17 protein-coding genes are annotated in these 17,482 nt (G+C 57.3%); 10 read left to right on the top strand and 7 right to left on the bottom strand.

Annotated features, from left to right (window positions below):
- The first annotated feature begins 23 nt into the window (after positions 1 to 23).
- From flhA to APT89_RS10485, 5 genes are all read left to right on the top strand, one after another.
- Complete coding sequence (flhA, locus tag APT89_RS10505; RefSeq protein WP_060572273.1) at positions 24 to 2,096, top strand: formate hydrogenlyase transcriptional activator FlhA; 2,073 nt, start codon at positions 24 to 26, stop codon at positions 2,094 to 2,096.
- A 151-nt stretch (positions 2,097 to 2,247) separates the two neighbouring features.
- Positions 2,248 to 3,246, top strand: a complete 999-nt coding sequence (locus APT89_RS10500) for an ABC transporter substrate-binding protein (RefSeq protein ID WP_028014223.1) — start codon at positions 2,248 to 2,250, stop codon at positions 3,244 to 3,246.
- Positions 3,246 to 4,283: a FecCD family ABC transporter permease gene (locus tag APT89_RS10495; protein WP_028014224.1), complete on the top strand. Its 1,038-nt coding sequence runs from the start codon at positions 3,246 to 3,248 to the stop codon at positions 4,281 to 4,283. Before APT89_RS10500 ends, APT89_RS10495 begins: the two co-directional genes overlap by 1 nt.
- Positions 4,283 to 5,044: an ABC transporter ATP-binding protein gene (locus APT89_RS10490; RefSeq protein ID WP_060572271.1), complete on the top strand. Its 762-nt coding sequence runs from the start codon at positions 4,283 to 4,285 to the stop codon at positions 5,042 to 5,044. Before APT89_RS10495 ends, APT89_RS10490 begins: the two co-directional genes overlap by 1 nt.
- 16 nt (positions 5,045 to 5,060) lie before the next feature.
- On the top strand, positions 5,061 to 6,281 hold the full coding sequence (locus tag APT89_RS10485) for an MDR family MFS transporter (RefSeq protein ID WP_060572269.1): 1,221 nt from the start codon (positions 5,061 to 5,063) through the stop codon (positions 6,279 to 6,281).
- Between the two features lie 5 nt (positions 6,282 to 6,286).
- Here the strand turns inward: APT89_RS10485 and APT89_RS10480 are convergent, their stop codons facing one another.
- Positions 6,287 to 6,631: a nitrous oxide-stimulated promoter family protein gene (locus tag APT89_RS10480; RefSeq protein WP_028014227.1), complete on the bottom strand. Its 345-nt coding sequence runs from the start codon at positions 6,629 to 6,631 to the stop codon at positions 6,287 to 6,289.
- A gap of 175 nt (positions 6,632 to 6,806) precedes the next feature.
- On the opposite strand from APT89_RS10480, the gene APT89_RS10475 reads away from it, so the two are divergent.
- The gene (locus tag APT89_RS10475) at positions 6,807 to 7,037 is read left to right on the top strand and encodes a SymE family type I addiction module toxin (protein ID WP_041908449.1); all 231 of its coding nucleotides are present in this window, start codon (positions 6,807 to 6,809) and stop codon (positions 7,035 to 7,037) included.
- A gap of 112 nt (positions 7,038 to 7,149) precedes the next feature.
- On the top strand, positions 7,150 to 9,711 hold the full coding sequence (gene mutS, locus APT89_RS10470) for a DNA mismatch repair protein MutS (protein WP_060572268.1): 2,562 nt from the start codon (positions 7,150 to 7,152) through the stop codon (positions 9,709 to 9,711).
- 93 nt (positions 9,712 to 9,804) lie between these two features.
- Here mutS and APT89_RS10465 read toward each other — a convergent pair whose 3' ends face one another.
- From APT89_RS10465 to APT89_RS10455, 3 genes are read right to left on the bottom strand one after another with little or no spacing between them, the layout of a single operon-like run.
- The gene (locus tag APT89_RS10465) at positions 9,805 to 10,026 is read right to left on the bottom strand and encodes a non-oxidative hydroxyarylic acid decarboxylases subunit D (RefSeq protein ID WP_003862116.1); all 222 of its coding nucleotides are present in this window, start codon (positions 10,024 to 10,026) and stop codon (positions 9,805 to 9,807) included.
- Positions 10,027 to 10,036: 10 nt separating this feature from the next.
- The gene (locus APT89_RS10460) at positions 10,037 to 11,464 is read right to left on the bottom strand and encodes a non-oxidative hydroxyarylic acid decarboxylases subunit C (RefSeq protein WP_041908445.1); all 1,428 of its coding nucleotides are present in this window, start codon (positions 11,462 to 11,464) and stop codon (positions 10,037 to 10,039) included.
- Complete coding sequence (locus APT89_RS10455; protein WP_060572266.1) at positions 11,454 to 12,056, bottom strand: non-oxidative hydroxyarylic acid decarboxylases subunit B; 603 nt, start codon at positions 12,054 to 12,056, stop codon at positions 11,454 to 11,456. The genes APT89_RS10460 and APT89_RS10455 overlap by 11 nt, the downstream gene beginning before the upstream one ends.
- A gap of 173 nt (positions 12,057 to 12,229) precedes the next feature.
- On the opposite strand from APT89_RS10455, the gene APT89_RS10450 reads away from it, so the two are divergent.
- Complete coding sequence (locus tag APT89_RS10450) at positions 12,230 to 12,637, top strand: MarR family winged helix-turn-helix transcriptional regulator (protein ID WP_047364431.1); 408 nt, start codon at positions 12,230 to 12,232, stop codon at positions 12,635 to 12,637.
- Here the strand turns inward: APT89_RS10450 and APT89_RS10445 are convergent.
- Positions 12,634 to 13,521, bottom strand: coding sequence for a LysR family transcriptional regulator (locus APT89_RS10445; RefSeq protein WP_060572265.1), 888 nt, complete (start codon positions 13,519 to 13,521; stop codon positions 12,634 to 12,636). The genes APT89_RS10450 and APT89_RS10445 overlap by 4 nt on opposite strands.
- A gap of 108 nt (positions 13,522 to 13,629) precedes the next feature.
- On the opposite strand from APT89_RS10445, the gene APT89_RS10440 reads away from it, so the two are divergent.
- Together APT89_RS10440 and APT89_RS10435 are read left to right on the top strand one after the other, a co-directional pair.
- Positions 13,630 to 14,832 carry an MFS transporter gene (locus APT89_RS10440; RefSeq protein ID WP_047364433.1) on the top strand — a complete coding sequence of 401 codons (1,203 nt, stop codon included), beginning with the start codon at positions 13,630 to 13,632 and terminating at the stop codon, positions 14,830 to 14,832.
- Positions 14,829 to 15,206, top strand: a complete 378-nt coding sequence (locus APT89_RS10435; protein WP_060572264.1) for a DUF4440 domain-containing protein — start codon at positions 14,829 to 14,831, stop codon at positions 15,204 to 15,206. Before APT89_RS10440 ends, APT89_RS10435 begins: the two co-directional genes overlap by 4 nt.
- A gap of 52 nt (positions 15,207 to 15,258) precedes the next feature.
- On the opposite strand, the gene rpoS is transcribed toward APT89_RS10435, so the two are convergent.
- Positions 15,259 to 16,251 (bottom strand): RNA polymerase sigma factor RpoS, encoded by a 993-nt coding sequence (gene rpoS / locus APT89_RS10430; protein ID WP_013098493.1) that lies wholly within the window; start codon positions 16,249 to 16,251, stop codon positions 15,259 to 15,261.
- 59 nt (positions 16,252 to 16,310) lie between these two features.
- Positions 16,311 to 17,435: a murein hydrolase activator NlpD gene (nlpD, locus tag APT89_RS10425; protein ID WP_041908436.1), complete on the bottom strand. Its 1,125-nt coding sequence runs from the start codon at positions 17,433 to 17,435 to the stop codon at positions 16,311 to 16,313.
- Between the last annotated feature and the right edge of the window lie 47 nt (positions 17,436 to 17,482).

The following is a 17,482-nucleotide window of genomic DNA, read 5'->3' as shown; positions in this document are numbered from 1 at the left end:
CCAGTTTCTATTGGAAAGCAATAATGCCGTATACACCGATGAGCGATCTTGGACAGCAGGGCCTGTTTGACATCACGCGCACACTTTTACAACAGCCCGATCTCGGCGCGCTGAGCGATGCCCTGACGCGGCTGGTCAGGCAATCAGCGCTGGCGGACAGCGCGGCGATTGTGCTCTGGCATAGTGGAACGCACCGCGCGAGCTACTATTCCACGCGTGAGAATGGCAAAACATTTGAATACGAAGACGAAACGTACCTCGCGCACGGCCCGGTGCGCCGCATTCTCTCCCGGCCTGAAGTGCTGCACTGCAATTTTGAAGAGTTTCGGATGGCATGGCCGCGGCTGGCAGAGAGCAATCTCTATCAGCCTTTCGGTCATTACGGCATGCTGCCGCTGGCGGCGGAGGGCCATATTTTTGGCGGCTGCGAGTTTATCCGCAATACCGACCAGCCCTGGAGCGAGGCGGAGTACGAGCGGTTGCATACCTTCACGCAGATTGTGGCCGTCGTCGCGGAGCAGATCCAAAGCCGCGTCACCAATAACGTGGATTACGACCTGCTGAGCCGCGAGCGCGATAACTTCCGCATTCTGGTCGCCATCACAAACGCCGTACTCTCAAGGCTCGACATGGACGAGCTGGTCAGCGAAGTCGCCAAGGAGATCCACCACTATTTCAGGATCGACGCCATCAGCATCGCGCTACGCGGGAACCGCAAAGGCAAGCTGAACATCTACTCCACCCACTATCTTGATGAGGCCAACCCGGCGCATGAGCAGAGTGAAGTGGATGAAGCGGGCACCCTTTCTGAGCGGGTATTCAAAAGCAAAGAGATCCTCCTGCTTAACCTGAGCGAGCAGGATCCGGTGGCGCCGTACGAGCGAATGCTGTTTAACACCTGGGGCAATAAGATCCAGACCCTGTGCCTGCTGCCGCTGATGTCCGGCAACACCATGCTTGGCGTGCTTAAACTGGCGCAGTGTGATGAAGCCGTGTTTACCACCGCCAACCTGAAGCTGCTGCGCCAGATCGCCGAGCGTATTTCCATCGCGCTGGATAACGCCCTCGCCTATCAGGAGATCCACCGCCTGAAAGAGCGGCTGGTGGACGAAAACCTGGCCCTGACCGAACAGCTCAACAACGTGGACAGCGAGTTTGGCGAAATCATTGGGCGCAGCGATGCCATGTACAGCGTCCTCAAGCAGGTGGAAATGGTGGCCCAGAGCGACAGCACGGTGCTGATCCTCGGTGAAACCGGCACCGGTAAAGAGCTGATAGCCCGCGCCATTCATAACCTGAGCAACCGCAACAGCCGGCGGATGGTGAAGATGAACTGCGCGGCGATGCCCGCGGGTCTGCTGGAAAGTGACCTCTTCGGCCACGAGCGCGGCGCGTTTACCGGGGCCAGCAGCCAGCGGCTGGGCCGTTTCGAACTGGCGGACAAGAGCTCGCTGTTCCTCGACGAAGTGGGCGATATGCCGCTGGAGCTGCAGCCCAAGCTGCTGCGCGTTTTGCAGGAGCAGGAGTTTGAGCGCCTCGGCAGCAACAAGCTGATCCAGACCGACGTGCGGCTGATTGCCGCCACCAACCGCGACCTGAAAAAGATGGTCGCCGACCGCGAGTTTCGCAGCGATCTCTACTATCGCCTGAACGTCTTTCCGATCTGCCTGCCGCCGCTGCGCGAGCGCCCGGAAGATATTCCGCTGCTGGTGAAGGCCTTTACCGCGAAGATTGCCCGACGGATGGGAAGGAATATCGACAGTATTCCTGCCGAAACGCTACGTACCCTCTCGTCGATGGAGTGGCCGGGGAACGTGCGCGAGCTGGAAAACGTCATTGAGCGCGCGGTGCTGCTGACGCGTGGGAACGTTCTTCAGCTCTCTTTGCCTGAAGTCTCCCTTCAGGAAGCCCCCACGCTGTCGGCAGAGGTCGCGCAGGAAGGCGAAGATGAATATCAGCTCATTATGCGCGTACTGAAAGAGACCAACGGCGTGGTAGCCGGACCGAAGGGCGCAGCTCAGCGGCTGGGGCTGAAACGCACTACCCTGCTCTCTCGCATGAAGCGTCTGGGAATCGATAAAGAGAGCCTGCTTTAACCCGACATTCCGGCGCCGCTTATGGCGCCGCTTTTCGTCACCCTGCGCAATTGTCCCTCATTGACACAATATATTTTCCTCTGTATAAAATTCCGCCTTAATAATGCGTTTCATTTGCATCAAAAATAATATTAATGAAGGGTAGCGTTTCATGAAGAAGGTCATCTGCGCGTTAGGCCTGGCGATTGCGTCGGTCAGTTCTGCTCTGGCAACCACATATCCTCTGACGATTGAAAACTGTGGCTATAAAGAGACATTCACTAAAGCGCCTGAACGCGTCGTGGCCCTCGGTCAGAACACCGTGGAAATTTTGCTCCTGCTGGGGCTGGAAGATAAGGTCAAAGCCAGCGCCTTCTGGCCGACCAAGGTGCTGCCGCAGCTGGCTGAGCAGAATGCAAAAATCAAAACCCTGACCGTCGAAATTCCGACTCTTGAATCCATCCTTGCGCAAAACCCCGATTTTGTTCCTGCACAGCTGCCGCTGCTGCTTGGGCCGGAAAGTAAGGTCGCAAAACGTGAAGATCTGGCTACCGTCGGCGTGAACAGCTATTTATCTCCAGGCATGTGCGCCACCAAAAAAGCGGCAGGCGATATGTACGGCAGCCGCCAGACGCTGTGGGATATGACGTACCTTTATAAAGAGATTGAAGATTTCGCGAAGATTTTCAACGTTGAAGCGCGCGGCCAGGCCGTTATCGCTGATTTCAAAAAACGTGAGGCCGACCTGCGTCAGGAATTTGGTAAAAACAAAAAAGATCTCTCGTTTGTTTTCTGGTTCTCAAGCGCCTCGCCTTCGGCAGATGCCTATGTCGGCGGGAAAAATAGCGCCTCCGGTTTTATTGCTAACGTGCTGGGTGGCCATAACGCCATTACCGCTGAGACCGAATGGCCGACCGTCGGCTGGGAAAGTATTATTGCCGCGAACCCTGATGTGATTGTCGTCTCCAGTCTGGACCGCAACCGCTGGGCGCTGGATAACGCGGATGAGAAAATCAAATTCCTGAAAAGCGATCCTGCCGTGAGCCAGCTTGATGCCGTCAAAAAAGGCCATATCGTGGTGATGGACGGTCAGGCGATGAACCCGACGATTCGTACGATTTACGGTGCTGAACAGGTGGGTGAACAGCTCAGAAAACTGGGGCTGAACTGATGACGGCAGCCGTACTTCAGGCCCGCCAGGGCCTGATCCTGACCACTTCCGCTCTGCTTGCCGTTGTCCTGCTGTTTTTAGTGATTGCTCTTGGCGTCAGCGTCGGCGAGCTGTCGATTCCGCTCTCCAACGTCTTTTACGCTATTGGTAATAAGCTGGGGCTGACCGACGTTCCGCTCAACCGCATCTATGAGAGCGTAATCTGGGACTTTCGCCTGAGCCGCGCGCTGGTGGCGGCCTGCTGCGGGGCCGGTTTAGCCATCTGCGGTGCCGTGCTGCAAAGCCTGCTGAAGAACGCGCTGGCGGAACCTTACGTGCTCGGCGTGTCGGCGGGTGCCTCAACCGGGGCGGTGTCGGTCGTCGTCCTGGGCATCGGCACCGGCGCGGTATCGCTCTCTGCGGGGGCGTTTGCCGGGGCGTTCGCCGCCTTTGCGTTTGTCGCCTTTCTGACGAACGGCGCGCGCGGCGGCAATGAACGCACCATTCTGGCAGGCGTTGCTGCATCTCAGCTTTTCAACGCCATTACCGCCTACACCATCAGCACCTCCGCCAGCGCGCAGCAGGCGCGCGACGTGATGTTCTGGCTGCTGGGCAGCTTTAGCGGCGTGCGTTGGCCGGAATTCCAGCTGGCGCTGGTTGTCGTGCTGGCGGGCCTTGCCGTCTGCCTCTACTATTCCCGGGCGCTGGACGCCTTTACCTTTGGTGATGACGCGGCAGCCTCCTTAGGCATTGCCGTGCCCTGGGTGCGTCTTGCCCTGTTTACCACCACGGCACTGATCACCGCGACCATCGTCAGCATGGCGGGCTCAATCGGCTTTGTAGGGCTGGTGGTACCGCACGTCATGCGCTTCCTGTTCGGGCCGCTGCACCGCACGCTGCTGATTGCCAGCGCGCTGGCGGGGGCGATCCTGATGGTGCTGGCCGATATCGCCTCGCGGATGCTGATTGCCCCGCAGAGCCTGCCCGTCGGCGTGGTCACCGCGCTGGTGGGCGTACCTTTCTTTGCCGTGATTATCTACCGCTCAAGGAATAAGTGATGAGTATCTGCGCTGAAAATATTACCTGGAAGGTAGGCAAAAAAGTTATCGTCAATGGTGTCTCGCTGAAGGTTTCACGCGGCGAAACGGTGGGTTTGCTTGGTCCTAACGGCTGCGGCAAATCGTCCCTTTTGCGTATCCTGGCAGGCCTGCGTCGCCCGGATGCGGGCAGCGTGACCCTGGACGGGCAGGACATTTCCCGCATCGACAAAAAGCAGCTTGCCCGCCGGGTGGCGTTCGTTGAGCAGCACGGGATGACCGACGCCAACATGCGCGTGCGCGACGTGGTCAAACTTGGACGTATTCCGCACCACTCCCCTTTTTCTAACTGGAGCGCGCAGGATGACGACACCGTCACCGCAGCTCTGCAGCGTGTCGATATGCTGGACCGCAGCGAGCAGGGCTGGCTGAGCCTGTCCGGCGGCGAGCGTCAGCGGGTGCATATTGCCCGCGCGCTGGCGCAAACGCCAACCGAAATCCTGCTGGATGAACCGACCAACCACCTGGATATCCATCATCAGATGCAGCTGATGCAGTTGATCAGCCAATTACCCGTTACCAGTATCGTCGCCATCCACGATCTCAACCACGCTTCAATGTTCTGCGACTCGCTGATTGTGATGCAGAAAGGGCAAATTGTGGCGACCGGAACGCCGCAGGACATCTTATCCGAGTCGTTGCTCTGGGATGTGTTCCGGGTCAAAACCAAAATTGAGATCTCGCCGTTTCATGGCAAAAAGCACATTCACTTTATCGTTTAGGGACGAGTGATCGACAATGTCCCTTCGCCCCGCCACCACGCTCTGGCCGCCCGTTTTACTGGGTAGCCAGTTTGTTTTTAACATTGGTTTTTACGCCGTCGTTCCCTTCCTGGCGATATTTCTGCGTGACGACATGCTGCTCTCCGGCGGGCTTATCGGGCTGATCCTGGGTCTGCGCACGTTCTCGCAGCAGGGGATGTTTATCGTTGGCGGTGCGCTCTCGGACCGGTTTGGCGCGAAGGTCATCATCCTCAGCGGCTGTATAGTTCGTGTTTCAGGCTATCTGCTGCTGGCCTTCGGGGGATCGCTGTGGCCGATTATTCTGGGCGCGTGTCTGACGGGCGTCGGCGGCGCGTTATTTTCTCCCTCAATTGAGGCTCTGCTGGCGAAAGCGGGTACCCACAGCGAGGCGAAAGGGAAACGAAGCCGGGCGGAGTGGTTCGCGCTCTTTGCCGTCTGCGGGGAGCTCGGCGCGGTACTGGGCCCGGTTGCTGGCGCTCTGCTAACGGGGCTTGGCTTCCGCCAGGTAGCGCTGGCGGGGGCAGGCGTCTTTATCATTGCGCTAGTGGTGCTTTACTTCTGTCTGCCTGCTGCCGGGCAACGTTCACAGAAGATAAAAATAGAGCCCTGGTGGACGACGTTCCGCCAGCCGCGCTTTGTCGCCTTTATCATTGCCTACAGCTCCTGGCTGTTAAGCTATAACCAGCTCTATCTGGCGCTGCCGGTGGAGATCCAGCGCTCCGGCGGTAACGAGAAAGATCTCGGCCCGCTTTTTATGCTGGCCTCCGTTCTGATCATTACCTTACAGCTGCCGCTGGCGCGTTTCGCCCGACGCGTGGGCGCGGTGAACATTCTTCCGGTGGGCTTTTTGCTGCTTTCCGCCGCCTTTGCGAGCGTGGCTATGTTTGCGGCAACAGAACCGCCTGAAGGCTGGCTGCGGCTTCTGCCCTCGGTCTCGTTTGTCACGCTGCTGACGCTGGGGCAGATGCTGCTGGTGCCGTCGGCAAAAGATCTCATTCCGCGGTTCGCCGATGAATCCACGCTGGGCGCGCACTATGGCGCACTCTCCACCGCCGGAGGTATTGCGGTACTGGCTGGAAATTTGTTATTTGGCAGCCTGCTGGATCGCGCGCTGATGCCTTCAACGCAGGCGATTTATCCGTGGCTGCTGCTGGCGCTCTTTCCACTCTGCAGCGCGCTGGCCCTGAACATGATTTGCCGTCCGCTACGAAGCTGATCGGTTCACTTTTTCGGTCGATACTTCTCCGGCAGTTCCGGCACCGGACGACGGTCATCCATCAGATGGAGGACGGTCAGAATGGGGTGACGCCATAACATACGCGGGCCTGCCCAGCGCATAATCTGCTTCATCTCTTCACGTCTGGCAGGCTGGTAGCAGTGCACCGGGCATTGTTTACAGGCGGGCTTTTCTTCACCAAAAACGCACTTATCCAGGCGCTTATCAGCATACGCGTTGAGCGCCTGATAATGCCCCGCTTCCTGAGAAGCCTGTGGACACTGCTTTGCGTACAACGCGATCATTTTCGCGATGGTCTCTTTTTCACGTGATATGCGTTTACCGGTCATAGCGACTTACCAAATAATAAGATGCATCAATAATACACTTTAAAACTGTGGATTTCAGGTGTTGCATTCCGTTTTCTGAAGCCTGATTCCACTATTAACCCTGCACCTCCTGGAAATCACTGGTATTTTATACAGGCATCAGGAATGACCGTTGTCCGTATAGTCTGGAGACCCTATGAAAGAGATCGCGATCGGCAAACCCTACCGCCATTTAAAAGTGGGATATTTCAGAAAACGTCACGAGGATCGAAAAACGAAGATACCAAAGCGATACAGCGTGCATGCGGCGCTGAGCTTAAAAGGAGACTGGCTTGAAAAGGCGGGCTTTACCACCAACTCCCAGGTCAGGGTGGGCGTTGAGCATGGAAAAATCGTCATAGAGTTAATGTCTGAAGGCGCCTCGTAAAGCCGCCACATTTTTCTGCGCCGTACCTTTTTTTCATGCGACAATAGAACGAACAAACGGCACTGAGCCGCTCAAAACGGTTTATTTTCAAAGAAATGGACATCATAACTCCATGAGCACAATCGACAATTTCGACGCACATACGCCGATGATGCAGCAGTACCTGAAGCTGAAGGCACAGCATCCGGAAATCCTGCTGTTTTACCGCATGGGCGATTTTTACGAGCTGTTTTATGACGATGCTAAACGTGCGTCGCAGTTGCTCGACATCTCGCTAACCAAACGTGGCGCATCCGCAGGCGAGCCCATCCCGATGGCCGGTATCCCGCACCACGCGGTTGAAAACTATTTGGCCAAGCTGGTGAATCAGGGTGAGTCCGTTGCCATCTGCGAACAAATCGGCGATCCGGCAACCTCGAAAGGCCCGGTTGAGCGCAAAGTCGTACGCATCGTCACGCCAGGCACCATCAGTGATGAAGCCCTGCTTCAGGAGCGCCAGGATAACCTGCTGGCGGCGCTGTGGCAGGACGGCAAAGGGTTTGGCTACGCCACGCTGGACATCAGCTCCGGGCGTTTTCGCCTGAGTGAGCCGGCTGACCGCGAAACGATGGCTGCCGAACTGCAGCGCACCAACCCGGCAGAATTGCTCTACGCCGAAGACTTCGCCGAAATGGCGCTGATTGAAGGCCGTCGCGGATTGCGCCGTCGCCCGCTGTGGGAATTTGAAATTGATACCGCGCGCCAGCAGCTGAACCTGCAGTTCGGTACCCGCGATCTGATTGGCTTTGGCGTGGAAAATGCTCCACGCGGGCTGTGTGCCGCAGGTTGCCTGCTGCAGTACGTGAAAGATACCCAGCGCACCGCCCTGCCGCATATCCGCTCTATCACCATGGAGCGCCAGCAGGACAGCATCATCATGGATGCCGCCACGCGCCGTAACCTGGAGATCACCCAGAACCTGGCAGGTGGCGTTGAAAACACGCTCGCGTCGGTGCTCGACAGCACGGTGACGCCGATGGGCAGTCGCATGCTGAAACGCTGGCTGCATATGCCGATTCGCGATACCGATACGCTGGTTTGCCGCCAGCAGACGATTGCTGCGTTGCAGGATCGCTATACCGAGCTGCAGCCGGTCCTGCGCCAGGTGGGCGATCTGGAGCGTATCCTGGCCCGTCTGGCTCTGCGCACCGCGCGCCCGCGCGACCTTGCGCGTATGCGTCATGCTTTCCAGCAGCTGCCGGAACTGCGTGCGCAGCTGAGTGACGTTGACAGCGCGCCGGTACAGAAACTCCGCGAAACGATGGGCGAATTCACTGAACTTCGCGAACTGCTGGAGCGCGCCATTATCGATGCGCCTCCGGTTCTGGTGCGCGATGGCGGCGTGATTGCTCCAGGCTACAACGAAGAGCTGGACGAATGGCGCGCGCTGGCCGACGGCGCGACGGACTATCTCGATAAGCTGGAAATTCGCGAACGCGAGCGTCTTGGGCTCGACACGCTGAAAGTGGGATATAACGCGGTACACGGTTACTACATTCAGATCAGCCGCGGGCAGAGCCATCTGGCGCCGATTCACTACGTACGTCGTCAGACCTTGAAAAACGCCGAGCGTTACATCATTCCCGAGCTGAAAGAGTACGAGGACAAAGTACTCACCTCGAAAGGTAAAGCCCTGGCGCTGGAAAAACAGCTGTATGACGAGCTGTTCGACATGCTGATGCCGCACCTTGCTGACCTGCAGCTCAGCGCCAGCGCGCTGGCGGAGCTGGACGTGCTGGTGAACCTGGCAGAACGGGCTGAAACGCTAAACTATACCTGCCCGACCTTTACCGACAAGCCCGGCATTCGCATTACGGAAGGCCGTCACCCGGTCGTTGAGCAGGTGCTGAACGAACCGTTCATCGCCAACCCGCTGAACCTGTCGCCGCAGAGAAGAATGCTGATCATTACCGGCCCGAACATGGGCGGTAAGAGTACCTATATGCGCCAGACGGCGTTGATTGCTTTGCTCGCCTATATCGGCAGCTACGTCCCGGCGCAAAAAGTGGAGATTGGCCCCATCGATCGTATCTTCACCCGCGTTGGGGCAGCGGACGATCTGGCGAGCGGTCGCTCAACCTTCATGGTCGAGATGACCGAAACGGCTAATATTCTGCATAACGCGACGGAGCACAGCCTGGTGCTGATGGACGAAGTGGGACGCGGAACCTCAACCTATGACGGCCTGTCTCTGGCCTGGGCCTGTGCTGAAAGCCTCGCGAATAAAATCAAGGCCATGACGCTGTTCGCCACCCACTACTTCGAGCTGACGCAGCTGCCGGAGAAAATGGAAGGCGTGGCTAACGTTCATCTTGATGCGCTGGAGCACGGCGATACCATTGCCTTTATGCACACGGTGCAGGATGGCGCGGCGAGCAAGAGCTATGGCCTGGCCGTTGCGGCGCTGGCAGGTGTACCAAAAGAGGTGATCAAGCGCGCTCGCCAGAAGCTGCGTGAGCTGGAAAGCCTCTCGCCGAATGCGGCGGCGACGCAGATCGATGGCACCCAGATGTCGCTGTTGGCGCCACCGGAAGAAACGTCGCCTGCGGTGGAAGCGCTGGAGAACCTCGACCCGGATTCACTGACGCCGCGTCAGGCGCTGGAGTGGATTTATCGGTTGAAGAGTCTGGTTTAGTTTTCTGCGGTCTGTTTTGTCGGGTGGCGGCTTCGCCTTACCCGACCTACAAAACCTTTAGGCCCGGTAAGCGCAGCGCCACCGGGCTTATTTTTACAACAGCGGCGGGATCGTCGGCACCTGCGGTGCTTCATCAATATCCTTCTGCGTCATGCGGAACGCTTCCGGGTAATGCTCGCGGCTGGTACGACGCAGCGGTTCGGTATCGCGCCAGGTATAAAGACAATGCTGGCACTGATAAACGGTCCAGACCCCTTTCACCGGTGACGTCGCCATCACTTCAATATGCTCATCGGCACAACGTGGACAAATCATCTTTTCCTCCTTATTGGCGTGCTGCCAGCATCGCGGTCAGTTTTTCAGCCCAGGCTTTAGTTTCAGGCAGATCCTGTACCGGCTGGCTGTAGTGGCCACGGGTGTCCGGTGCAACAGGCGTGGTGGCATCAATAATCAGTTTGTCGGTAATGCCCGCCGGGCTGGAGCCAGGGTCAAGTTCAAGCACTGACATGTTCGGCAGCTGCACCAGATCCCCTGCCGGATTGACCTTCGATGAGAGCGCCCACATCACCTGCGGGAGGTTGAACGGATCGACATCCTCATCCACCATAATCACCATCTTCACGTAGCCCAGACCGTGCGGCGTGGTCATGGCGCGTAAACCGACCGCGCGGGCAAAACCACCGTAGCGTTTTTTGGTGGAGATAATTGCCAGCAGACCGTGGGTGTACATCGCGTTCACCGCCTGCACTTCCGGGAATTCTGCCTTCAGCTGCTGGTAAAGCGGCACGCAGGTGGCTGGTCCCATCAGATAGTCAATCTCGGTCCACGGCATGCCGAGGTAAAGGGATTCGAAGATCGGTTTGGTGCGGTAAGAAACTTTGTCGATACGGACCACCGTCATATTACGGCCACCGGAATAGTGTCCGGTAAACTCGCCGAACGGCCCTTCGATTTCACGTTTGCGGCCTTCAATCACCCCTTCCAGGATCACTTCAGACCCCCACGGCACGTCGAAGCCGGTCAGCGGCGCGGTGGCAATCGGGTACGGGCTTTCGCGCAGCGCGCCGGCCATTTCATACTCAGACTGATCGTATTTCAGCGGCGTGGCGCCCATCAGGGTGATGATCGGGTCGTTGCCGAGAGTAATCGCGATCGGCAGATCTTGTCCGCGCTCTTCCGCTTTGTGCAGATGGAGGGCGATATCGTGCATCGGTACCGGCTGCAGGCCGAGCTTGCGCTTGCCCTTGACCTCCATGCGGTAGATCCCGACGTTCTGCTTGCCGAAATGGTCCGGGTCGAGCGGATCGCGCGAGACAACGCACGCTTTATCGAGATAAAAACCGCCGTCACCGTCGTTCAGGCGAAACAGCGGCAGGATATCGAACAGGTTAATGTCTTCACCGTCGACCGTATTTTGCGCCCAGGCCGGGTTAGCGCGGCGCTCCGGCGTAACGGGGAATTTATCCCAGCGGCGAATAAACTCGTCGATCTGTTTTTTTACCGGGGTGTTCGCTGGCAGCCCCATCGATATGGCGTGGTTTTGCCACGAGCCGATGGTGTTCATCACCACGCGGGCGTCGGTAAAGCCACGAATATTGTCGAACCACAGCGCGGGCGCGCCGTCGCCAATACGGCCTGTGGCGTTGGCTGCCGCCGCCAGATCCGGCTCCGCATTCACCTCTTCCTCAATTTTCAGCAGTTGCCCTTGCTCATCGAGCGCCTGCAGGAAGCTTCTCAAATCATCAAATGCCATCTTTGTTCTCCTGTGAAAAATGTTTCGCCTCCCGCAACCCGTTCCATCGGCGCGCCTTTTTGTGCTCCAGACCAAACTGGTCGAGCACACGAGTGACGATATGCTGGGTGATGTCATCGGCGGTTTGCGGGTGGTTGTAATACGCAGGCATGGGCGGCACCATCGCCACGCCCATGCGGGAAAGCGCCAGCATGTTCTCCAGATGAATGGTGCTGAGCGGCGTTTCGCGGGGAACGAGCACCAGCTTGCGCCCCTCTTTCAGCACCACATCTGCCGCACGGCCCACCAGCCCTTCGGCGTAGCCCGCGCGGATCCCCGCCAGCGTTTTCATGCTGCAGGGAATGACTATCATGCCGTCGGTGCGAAACGAGCCGGAGGAGATGGTGGTGGCCTGGTCAGCCGGGCTGTGAACAACGTCAGCCAGCGCAGCAACGTCCTGCACGCTGTAAGGCGTTTCCAGCTCAATGGTTGTTTTTGCCCACTTCGACATGACCAGATGGGTCTCTACCTCCGGCATTTCCTTCAGCGCCAGCAGCAGCGCCACGCCGAGCGGAGCCCCCGTTGCTCCTGTCATTCCCACGATCAATCTCATTCATCACCTCAATCAATTTGTTCGTGTACGAACATTTATAAATAAACTACTCCCGGATCGCTCTACTGACAAGATCGTTCGCACACGATCACATTAATTGCTAAAAAATCCCGCGTTATCATCCCGGGCTTTAGCGGCTATCATAGGGGGTGATTTTTTCTGTCGGAGTGTTCATGGAACTAAGACAAGAGGCGTTCCACCTGTTACGTCAGCTTTTTCAACAGCATACCGCTAAGTGGCAACATTCCCTGCCGGAACTGACCAAGCCGCAGTATGCGGTTATGCGCTCCATTGCCGAGCACCCGGGCATTGAGCAGGTGTCATTGACCGAAGTGGCGGTCAGCACGAAGGCGACTCTGGCGGAGATGCTCAGCCGAATGGAGGCGCGCGGGCTGGTCAAACGCGAGCACGATCCCGCAGATAAGCGCCGCCGGTTTGTCTTCCTGACGCCGGAAGGCGAAGCCCTGCTTGCAGACTGCCAGCCGGTCAGCAACGAGGTGGATGAGGCGTTTTTAGGGCGTCTTAATAAGGCCGAACGGGAGCAGTTCTCTGCGCTCATCAAAAAGATGATGCACGATTAATTCACGCAGGCGCGCATAAAATCAATAAAGGTGCGCACTTTCGCAGGCACGTGCCGGGCATCCGGATAAACCGCGTGGATGCCCTGCCGCGCGAAGGTATATTCCGGTAAAACCGGGACCAGTTTTCCCGCATCAAGCGCATCGCGCACCAGCCATTCCGGCAGTAACGCCACGCCACTTCCCGCAAGCGCAAAGGCCATAAGCGCCTGCGCGCTGTCGGCAAACAGGCGCGGCGCTTTTTTTATCTCAAGCATTTCAGGCGCACCGCTGGCATCTTTCACCTGCCAGCTCAGCGGCGACGCTAAGCGCTCGTGAATAATCCAGTCGGCTTGCGCCAGCTGCGCAAGCGATTCAACCGGATGATTCATCCGCCATTCCGGCGTCGCGACGGGCAGGATGGAAAAATGTGAAATCAATGCGGCGTGGTAGCGCGAGTCGGTAAGCGTTCCCAACCGAATAGCCACGTCAAAGCGCTCTGAGATCAGGTCGGCATGGAGTGAAGACGAAACATGACGCACGCGAAGCTCCGGGTGCAGCTGGCTAAACCTTGCCAGCAACGGTACCACGACCCGCGAACCATACTCAGGGGTGGTGGTGATCCGCAATTCCCCCGTGAGTCCTGCATGATTCGCGCGAACATCATCCTGCAGCCGTTCTGCGTCCTTCAGAAGCGCCACGCTGCGCTGATGAAAAAGCGCTCCCGCCTCGGTTAACGTCAGGCGGCGGGTGGAGCGCAGCAGCAGCGTCACCCCCAGCTCGGCTTCGAGCTGGCGAATATTGAAGCTGACCACGGCTTTTGTCAGACCCAGCGCATCGGCTTCGGCAGTAAAGCTGCCGGTATCGGCCACCGCAACAAACATCTGCGTCCGCTGTAGGTTAATCATCATTACGCCTTTTACCGTCAAAATTTTTTTGACAGTATATCGCGCTTTGTCAGGTTTATCCCTGCTTCCGGGGTCGATACGATACGCCTCCTCACGGGAGGATCCACCATGACGTATCGCAGCAAAGTCGCCGCTGTCTATCTGCTGGGCTTTTTTCTTGATTTGATCAACATGTTTATTGCCAGCGTCGCTTTTCCGGCGATGGCGCAAGCCCTTAACGCCACGCCTTCAGCGCTTGCCTGGGTCAGTAACGGGTACATTGCCGGCCTGACGCTGGCGATCCCGTTTAGCAGCATGCTCACGCGCCGCTTCGGACCAAAGCGGGTCATCCTGATCTCGCTTTTTCTGTTCAGCGCGGCTTCTGCTGCGGCAGGCTTGTCTGCAACGCTGGAAAGTCTGATCGCCTGGCGCGTGCTGCAGGGCGTGGGCGGTGGCTTACTGATCCCCGTCGGACAGGCGCTGACCTGGCAACTGTTTCAGCCTCACGAGCGAGCCAGACTCTCCTCGGCGGTCATGCTGGTCGCGCTGCTTGCTCCTGCCTGCTCCCCCGCTATCGGGGGCCTGCTGGTGCAGATGCTAAGCTGGCGGTGGATATTTTTCGCGACGCTTCCGGTGGCCATCGTGACCTTTGTGTTGGCCTGCCTGTGGCTTAAACATGAAATACCCGCGATGAAAGCGGCCAGGCTGCTCAACCTGCGGTTGCTCGCGGACCCGCTTTTGCGTTTTGCCATGCTTGTCTATGTATGCGTTCCTGGCGTATTTATCGGGGTGAACGTTACGGGCATGTTTTATCTTCAGCACGAGGCGAACATGAGTCCAGCCGCAACGGGTATGCTCATGCTGCCGTGGTCCGTGGCATCGTTTATCGCCATCACGGCGACGGGACGCTATTTTAACCGTATCGGCCCACAGCCGCTGATTGTTATCGGCTGCCTGCTGCAGGCGACGGGCATTCTGCTTTTGCTTAACGTCAGTTCGGCTACGCTGCTTCCTGTCGTTGCGTTTGCCCTGATGGGCGCGGGGGGAAGCCTGTGCAGCAGTACCGCTCAGAGCAGCGCTTTTCTGACAACGCGCCGGGAAGAGATGCCGGATGCCAGCGCGCTGTGGAATCTCAATCGTCAGTTGAGCTTTTTTGCCGGTGCCCTGCTGCTGGCAGAGGTGCTGAGTCTGGCGCAGAGTTATCTGGCGCCGCTCGCCGCCTGGCACGGAATGTTTCTTTTTGCCGCAGGCATGACCCTATTGCCTGTACTGTACGTTTTCCGACTTAACAATACGCAGGTGCTCGACCAGCTGCGACAGGAGAATTCATGACGCCTTTTGAACACGACATTATCGACCTCCACATTGCGCTTGAAAACTGGTTAGGCAAAGGCGAAGGCGACTCTGACGCCCTGCTCGCCCGTTTCCGGCCAGATTTTCTGATGATCCCACCGGGTGGCGTTCATATCGACTATCACGGCCTTGTGGGCTTTCTGCACAGTCAGCGAGGAAGCCGCCCCGGACTGAAGATCGTCATTGACGAATTATCCACGATCGAGCGCTGGGATCGTGGCGCGGTACTGCACTACCGGGAGACGCAAACCCGGCCGGACCTGCCCGTCAACGTGCGCTGGTCAACCGCGGTGCTTAATCAGGAAGGCGACGGGATTACATGGCGTCTGCTGCACGAAACGGCCCAGCCGTAGCAAAAAAGAAAAAGGCCCGTCTCACGACGGGCCTTTTTTGACGAAAGGATGCTTATTCGCGGAACAGCGCTTCGATATTCAGACCTTGCCCCTGCAGGATTTCACGCAGGCGGCGCAGACCTTCTACCTGAATCTGACGAACACGTTCACGGGTCAGGCCAATTTCGCGGCCGACGTCTTCCAGTGTCGCAGCTTCATACCCCAGTAAACCGAAACGACGTGCCAGCACTTCACGCTGTTTGGCGTTCAGTTCGAACAGCCATTTGACGATGCTCTGCTTCATGTCATCATCCTGCGTGGTGTCTTCCGGGCCGTTGTCTTTTTCATCGGCCAGGATGTCCAGCAGCGCTTTTTCGGAGTCGCCACCCAGCGGGGTGTCAACCGAGGTAATGCGCTCGTTGAGACGCAGCATACGGCTTACGTCATCAACCGGTTTGTCGAGTTGTTCGGCAATTTCTTCTGCGCTTGGCTCATGGTCCAGTTTATGGGACAACTCGCGCGCGGTACGCAGATAGACGTTCAACTCTTTGACGATGTGGATCGGCAGTCGGATCGTACGGGTCTGGTTCATAATAGCCCGTTCGATGGTCTGACGAATCCACCAGGTCGCGTAGGTTGAGAAACGGAACCCGCGTTCCGGGTCAAACTTCTCAACTGCGCGGATGAGACCTAAGTTGCCCTCTTCAATCAGATCCAGCAGAGCCAGACCACGATTGCCGTAACGGCGGGCAATTTTCACGACCAGTCGCAGGTTACTTTCGATCATGCGACGACGCGAGGCAACATCACCACGCAAAGCACGACGTGCGAAATAGACTTCTTCTTCGGCCGTTAGCAGTGGGGAGTAACCAATCTCCCCAAGGTAAAGCTGAGTCGCGTCCAGTACACGCTGTGTGGCGCCCTGCGATAACAGCTCTTCTTCAGCCAAATCGTTATCACTGGGTTCCTCTTCTACTAAGGCTTTTTCGTCAAAAGCCTCTGCTCCGTTCTCATCAAATTCCGCGTCTTCATTTAAATCATGAACTTTCAGCGTATTCTGACTCATAAGGTGGCTCCTACCCGTGATCCCTGAACGAGACACCCTGGCTGGCATGCCCCGTCAATTTATCGCTGCGGCAAGTACTGCAGCGGGTTTACGGATTTCCCCTTGTAACGAATTTCAAAATGCAAGCGTGTAGAACTGGTTCCGGTGCTACCCATGGTAGCGATTTTTTGCCCCGCCTTAACTTCTTGTTGTTCCCGGACCAGCATTGTGTCGTTATGGGCGTAGGCACTCAGGTAATCATCGTTATGTTTGATGATAATCAGATTACCGTAACCGCGCAGCGCGTTACCGGCATACACAACGCGTCCGTCTGCGGTCGCGATGATAGCCTGTCCTTTACTGCCTGCGATATCGATCCCTTTGTTCCCACCCTCAGAGGTTGCGAAGTTCTCGATAATCTTGCCGTCGGTTGGCCAGCGCCATGCGGTGATGGACGAACTGGCATTCTGACTGCTTGCAGTCGGTTCAGTAGAGCTAACCACAGGTGCCGTGGTCGGTGCTGTGACAACAGTCGCAGTCCCTTTATTATTCGGCAACATTTTGTTAGCAGTCTGATCACCTGAATCCTCAGAATACGTAATTACAGGTTGTGAAGCAACCACCGTGGTGGATTTTTGTGCAGGCTTAACGCTGTTATTTTGAGCCGTCACATCGGCCGCTGAAACCGTATTGCCAGGCGTCAGTGGCGTACCCGTTGCGTTGCCCACCTGGAGCGTTTGGCCAACTTCCAGAGCATACGGGGCCTGGACGTTATTGCGCTGCGCGAGGTCACGGAAATCGTTCCCGGTGATCCAGGCAATGTAGAACAGCGTATCGCCGCGCTTCACGGTATAGGTGCTGCCGCCGGTATAGCTGCCTTTCGGAATGTTCCCATACTGGCGGTTATAGACTATGCGGCCATTTTGGGTCTGAACAGGCTGTTCAACTGGCTGAATCTGCGTTGGCTGTGTAACAGGATGTTGCACAGGCTGAATTTGTGGTGTTTGCTGCGGCGCAGCAGTACCCATTTTAGGCGGAGGCGTGATCAACATTCCGCTGGACGTGTTACCGGAGCCGCTGTTTCCCCCGACGGAACTGACGGGCGCAGGCGCGTTGTTGGAACTTGTACAGCCTGCCAGCCAGAGCGAAACCAGTGATAATGCCGCAACACGGCTGATGGTGAATTTAGGGCTTCCCGCGCTCATTTATCCCCCAGGAATGTGTTAACTACCAGTGACTTAAAATTTACCGT

Source organism: Enterobacter sp. 50588862, assembly GCF_001462935.1.
In the GTDB taxonomy this organism is placed as follows: domain Bacteria; phylum Pseudomonadota; class Gammaproteobacteria; order Enterobacterales; family Enterobacteriaceae; genus Enterobacter; species Enterobacter bugandensis.
This window is presented reverse-complemented; position numbering and strand designations above follow the sequence as displayed.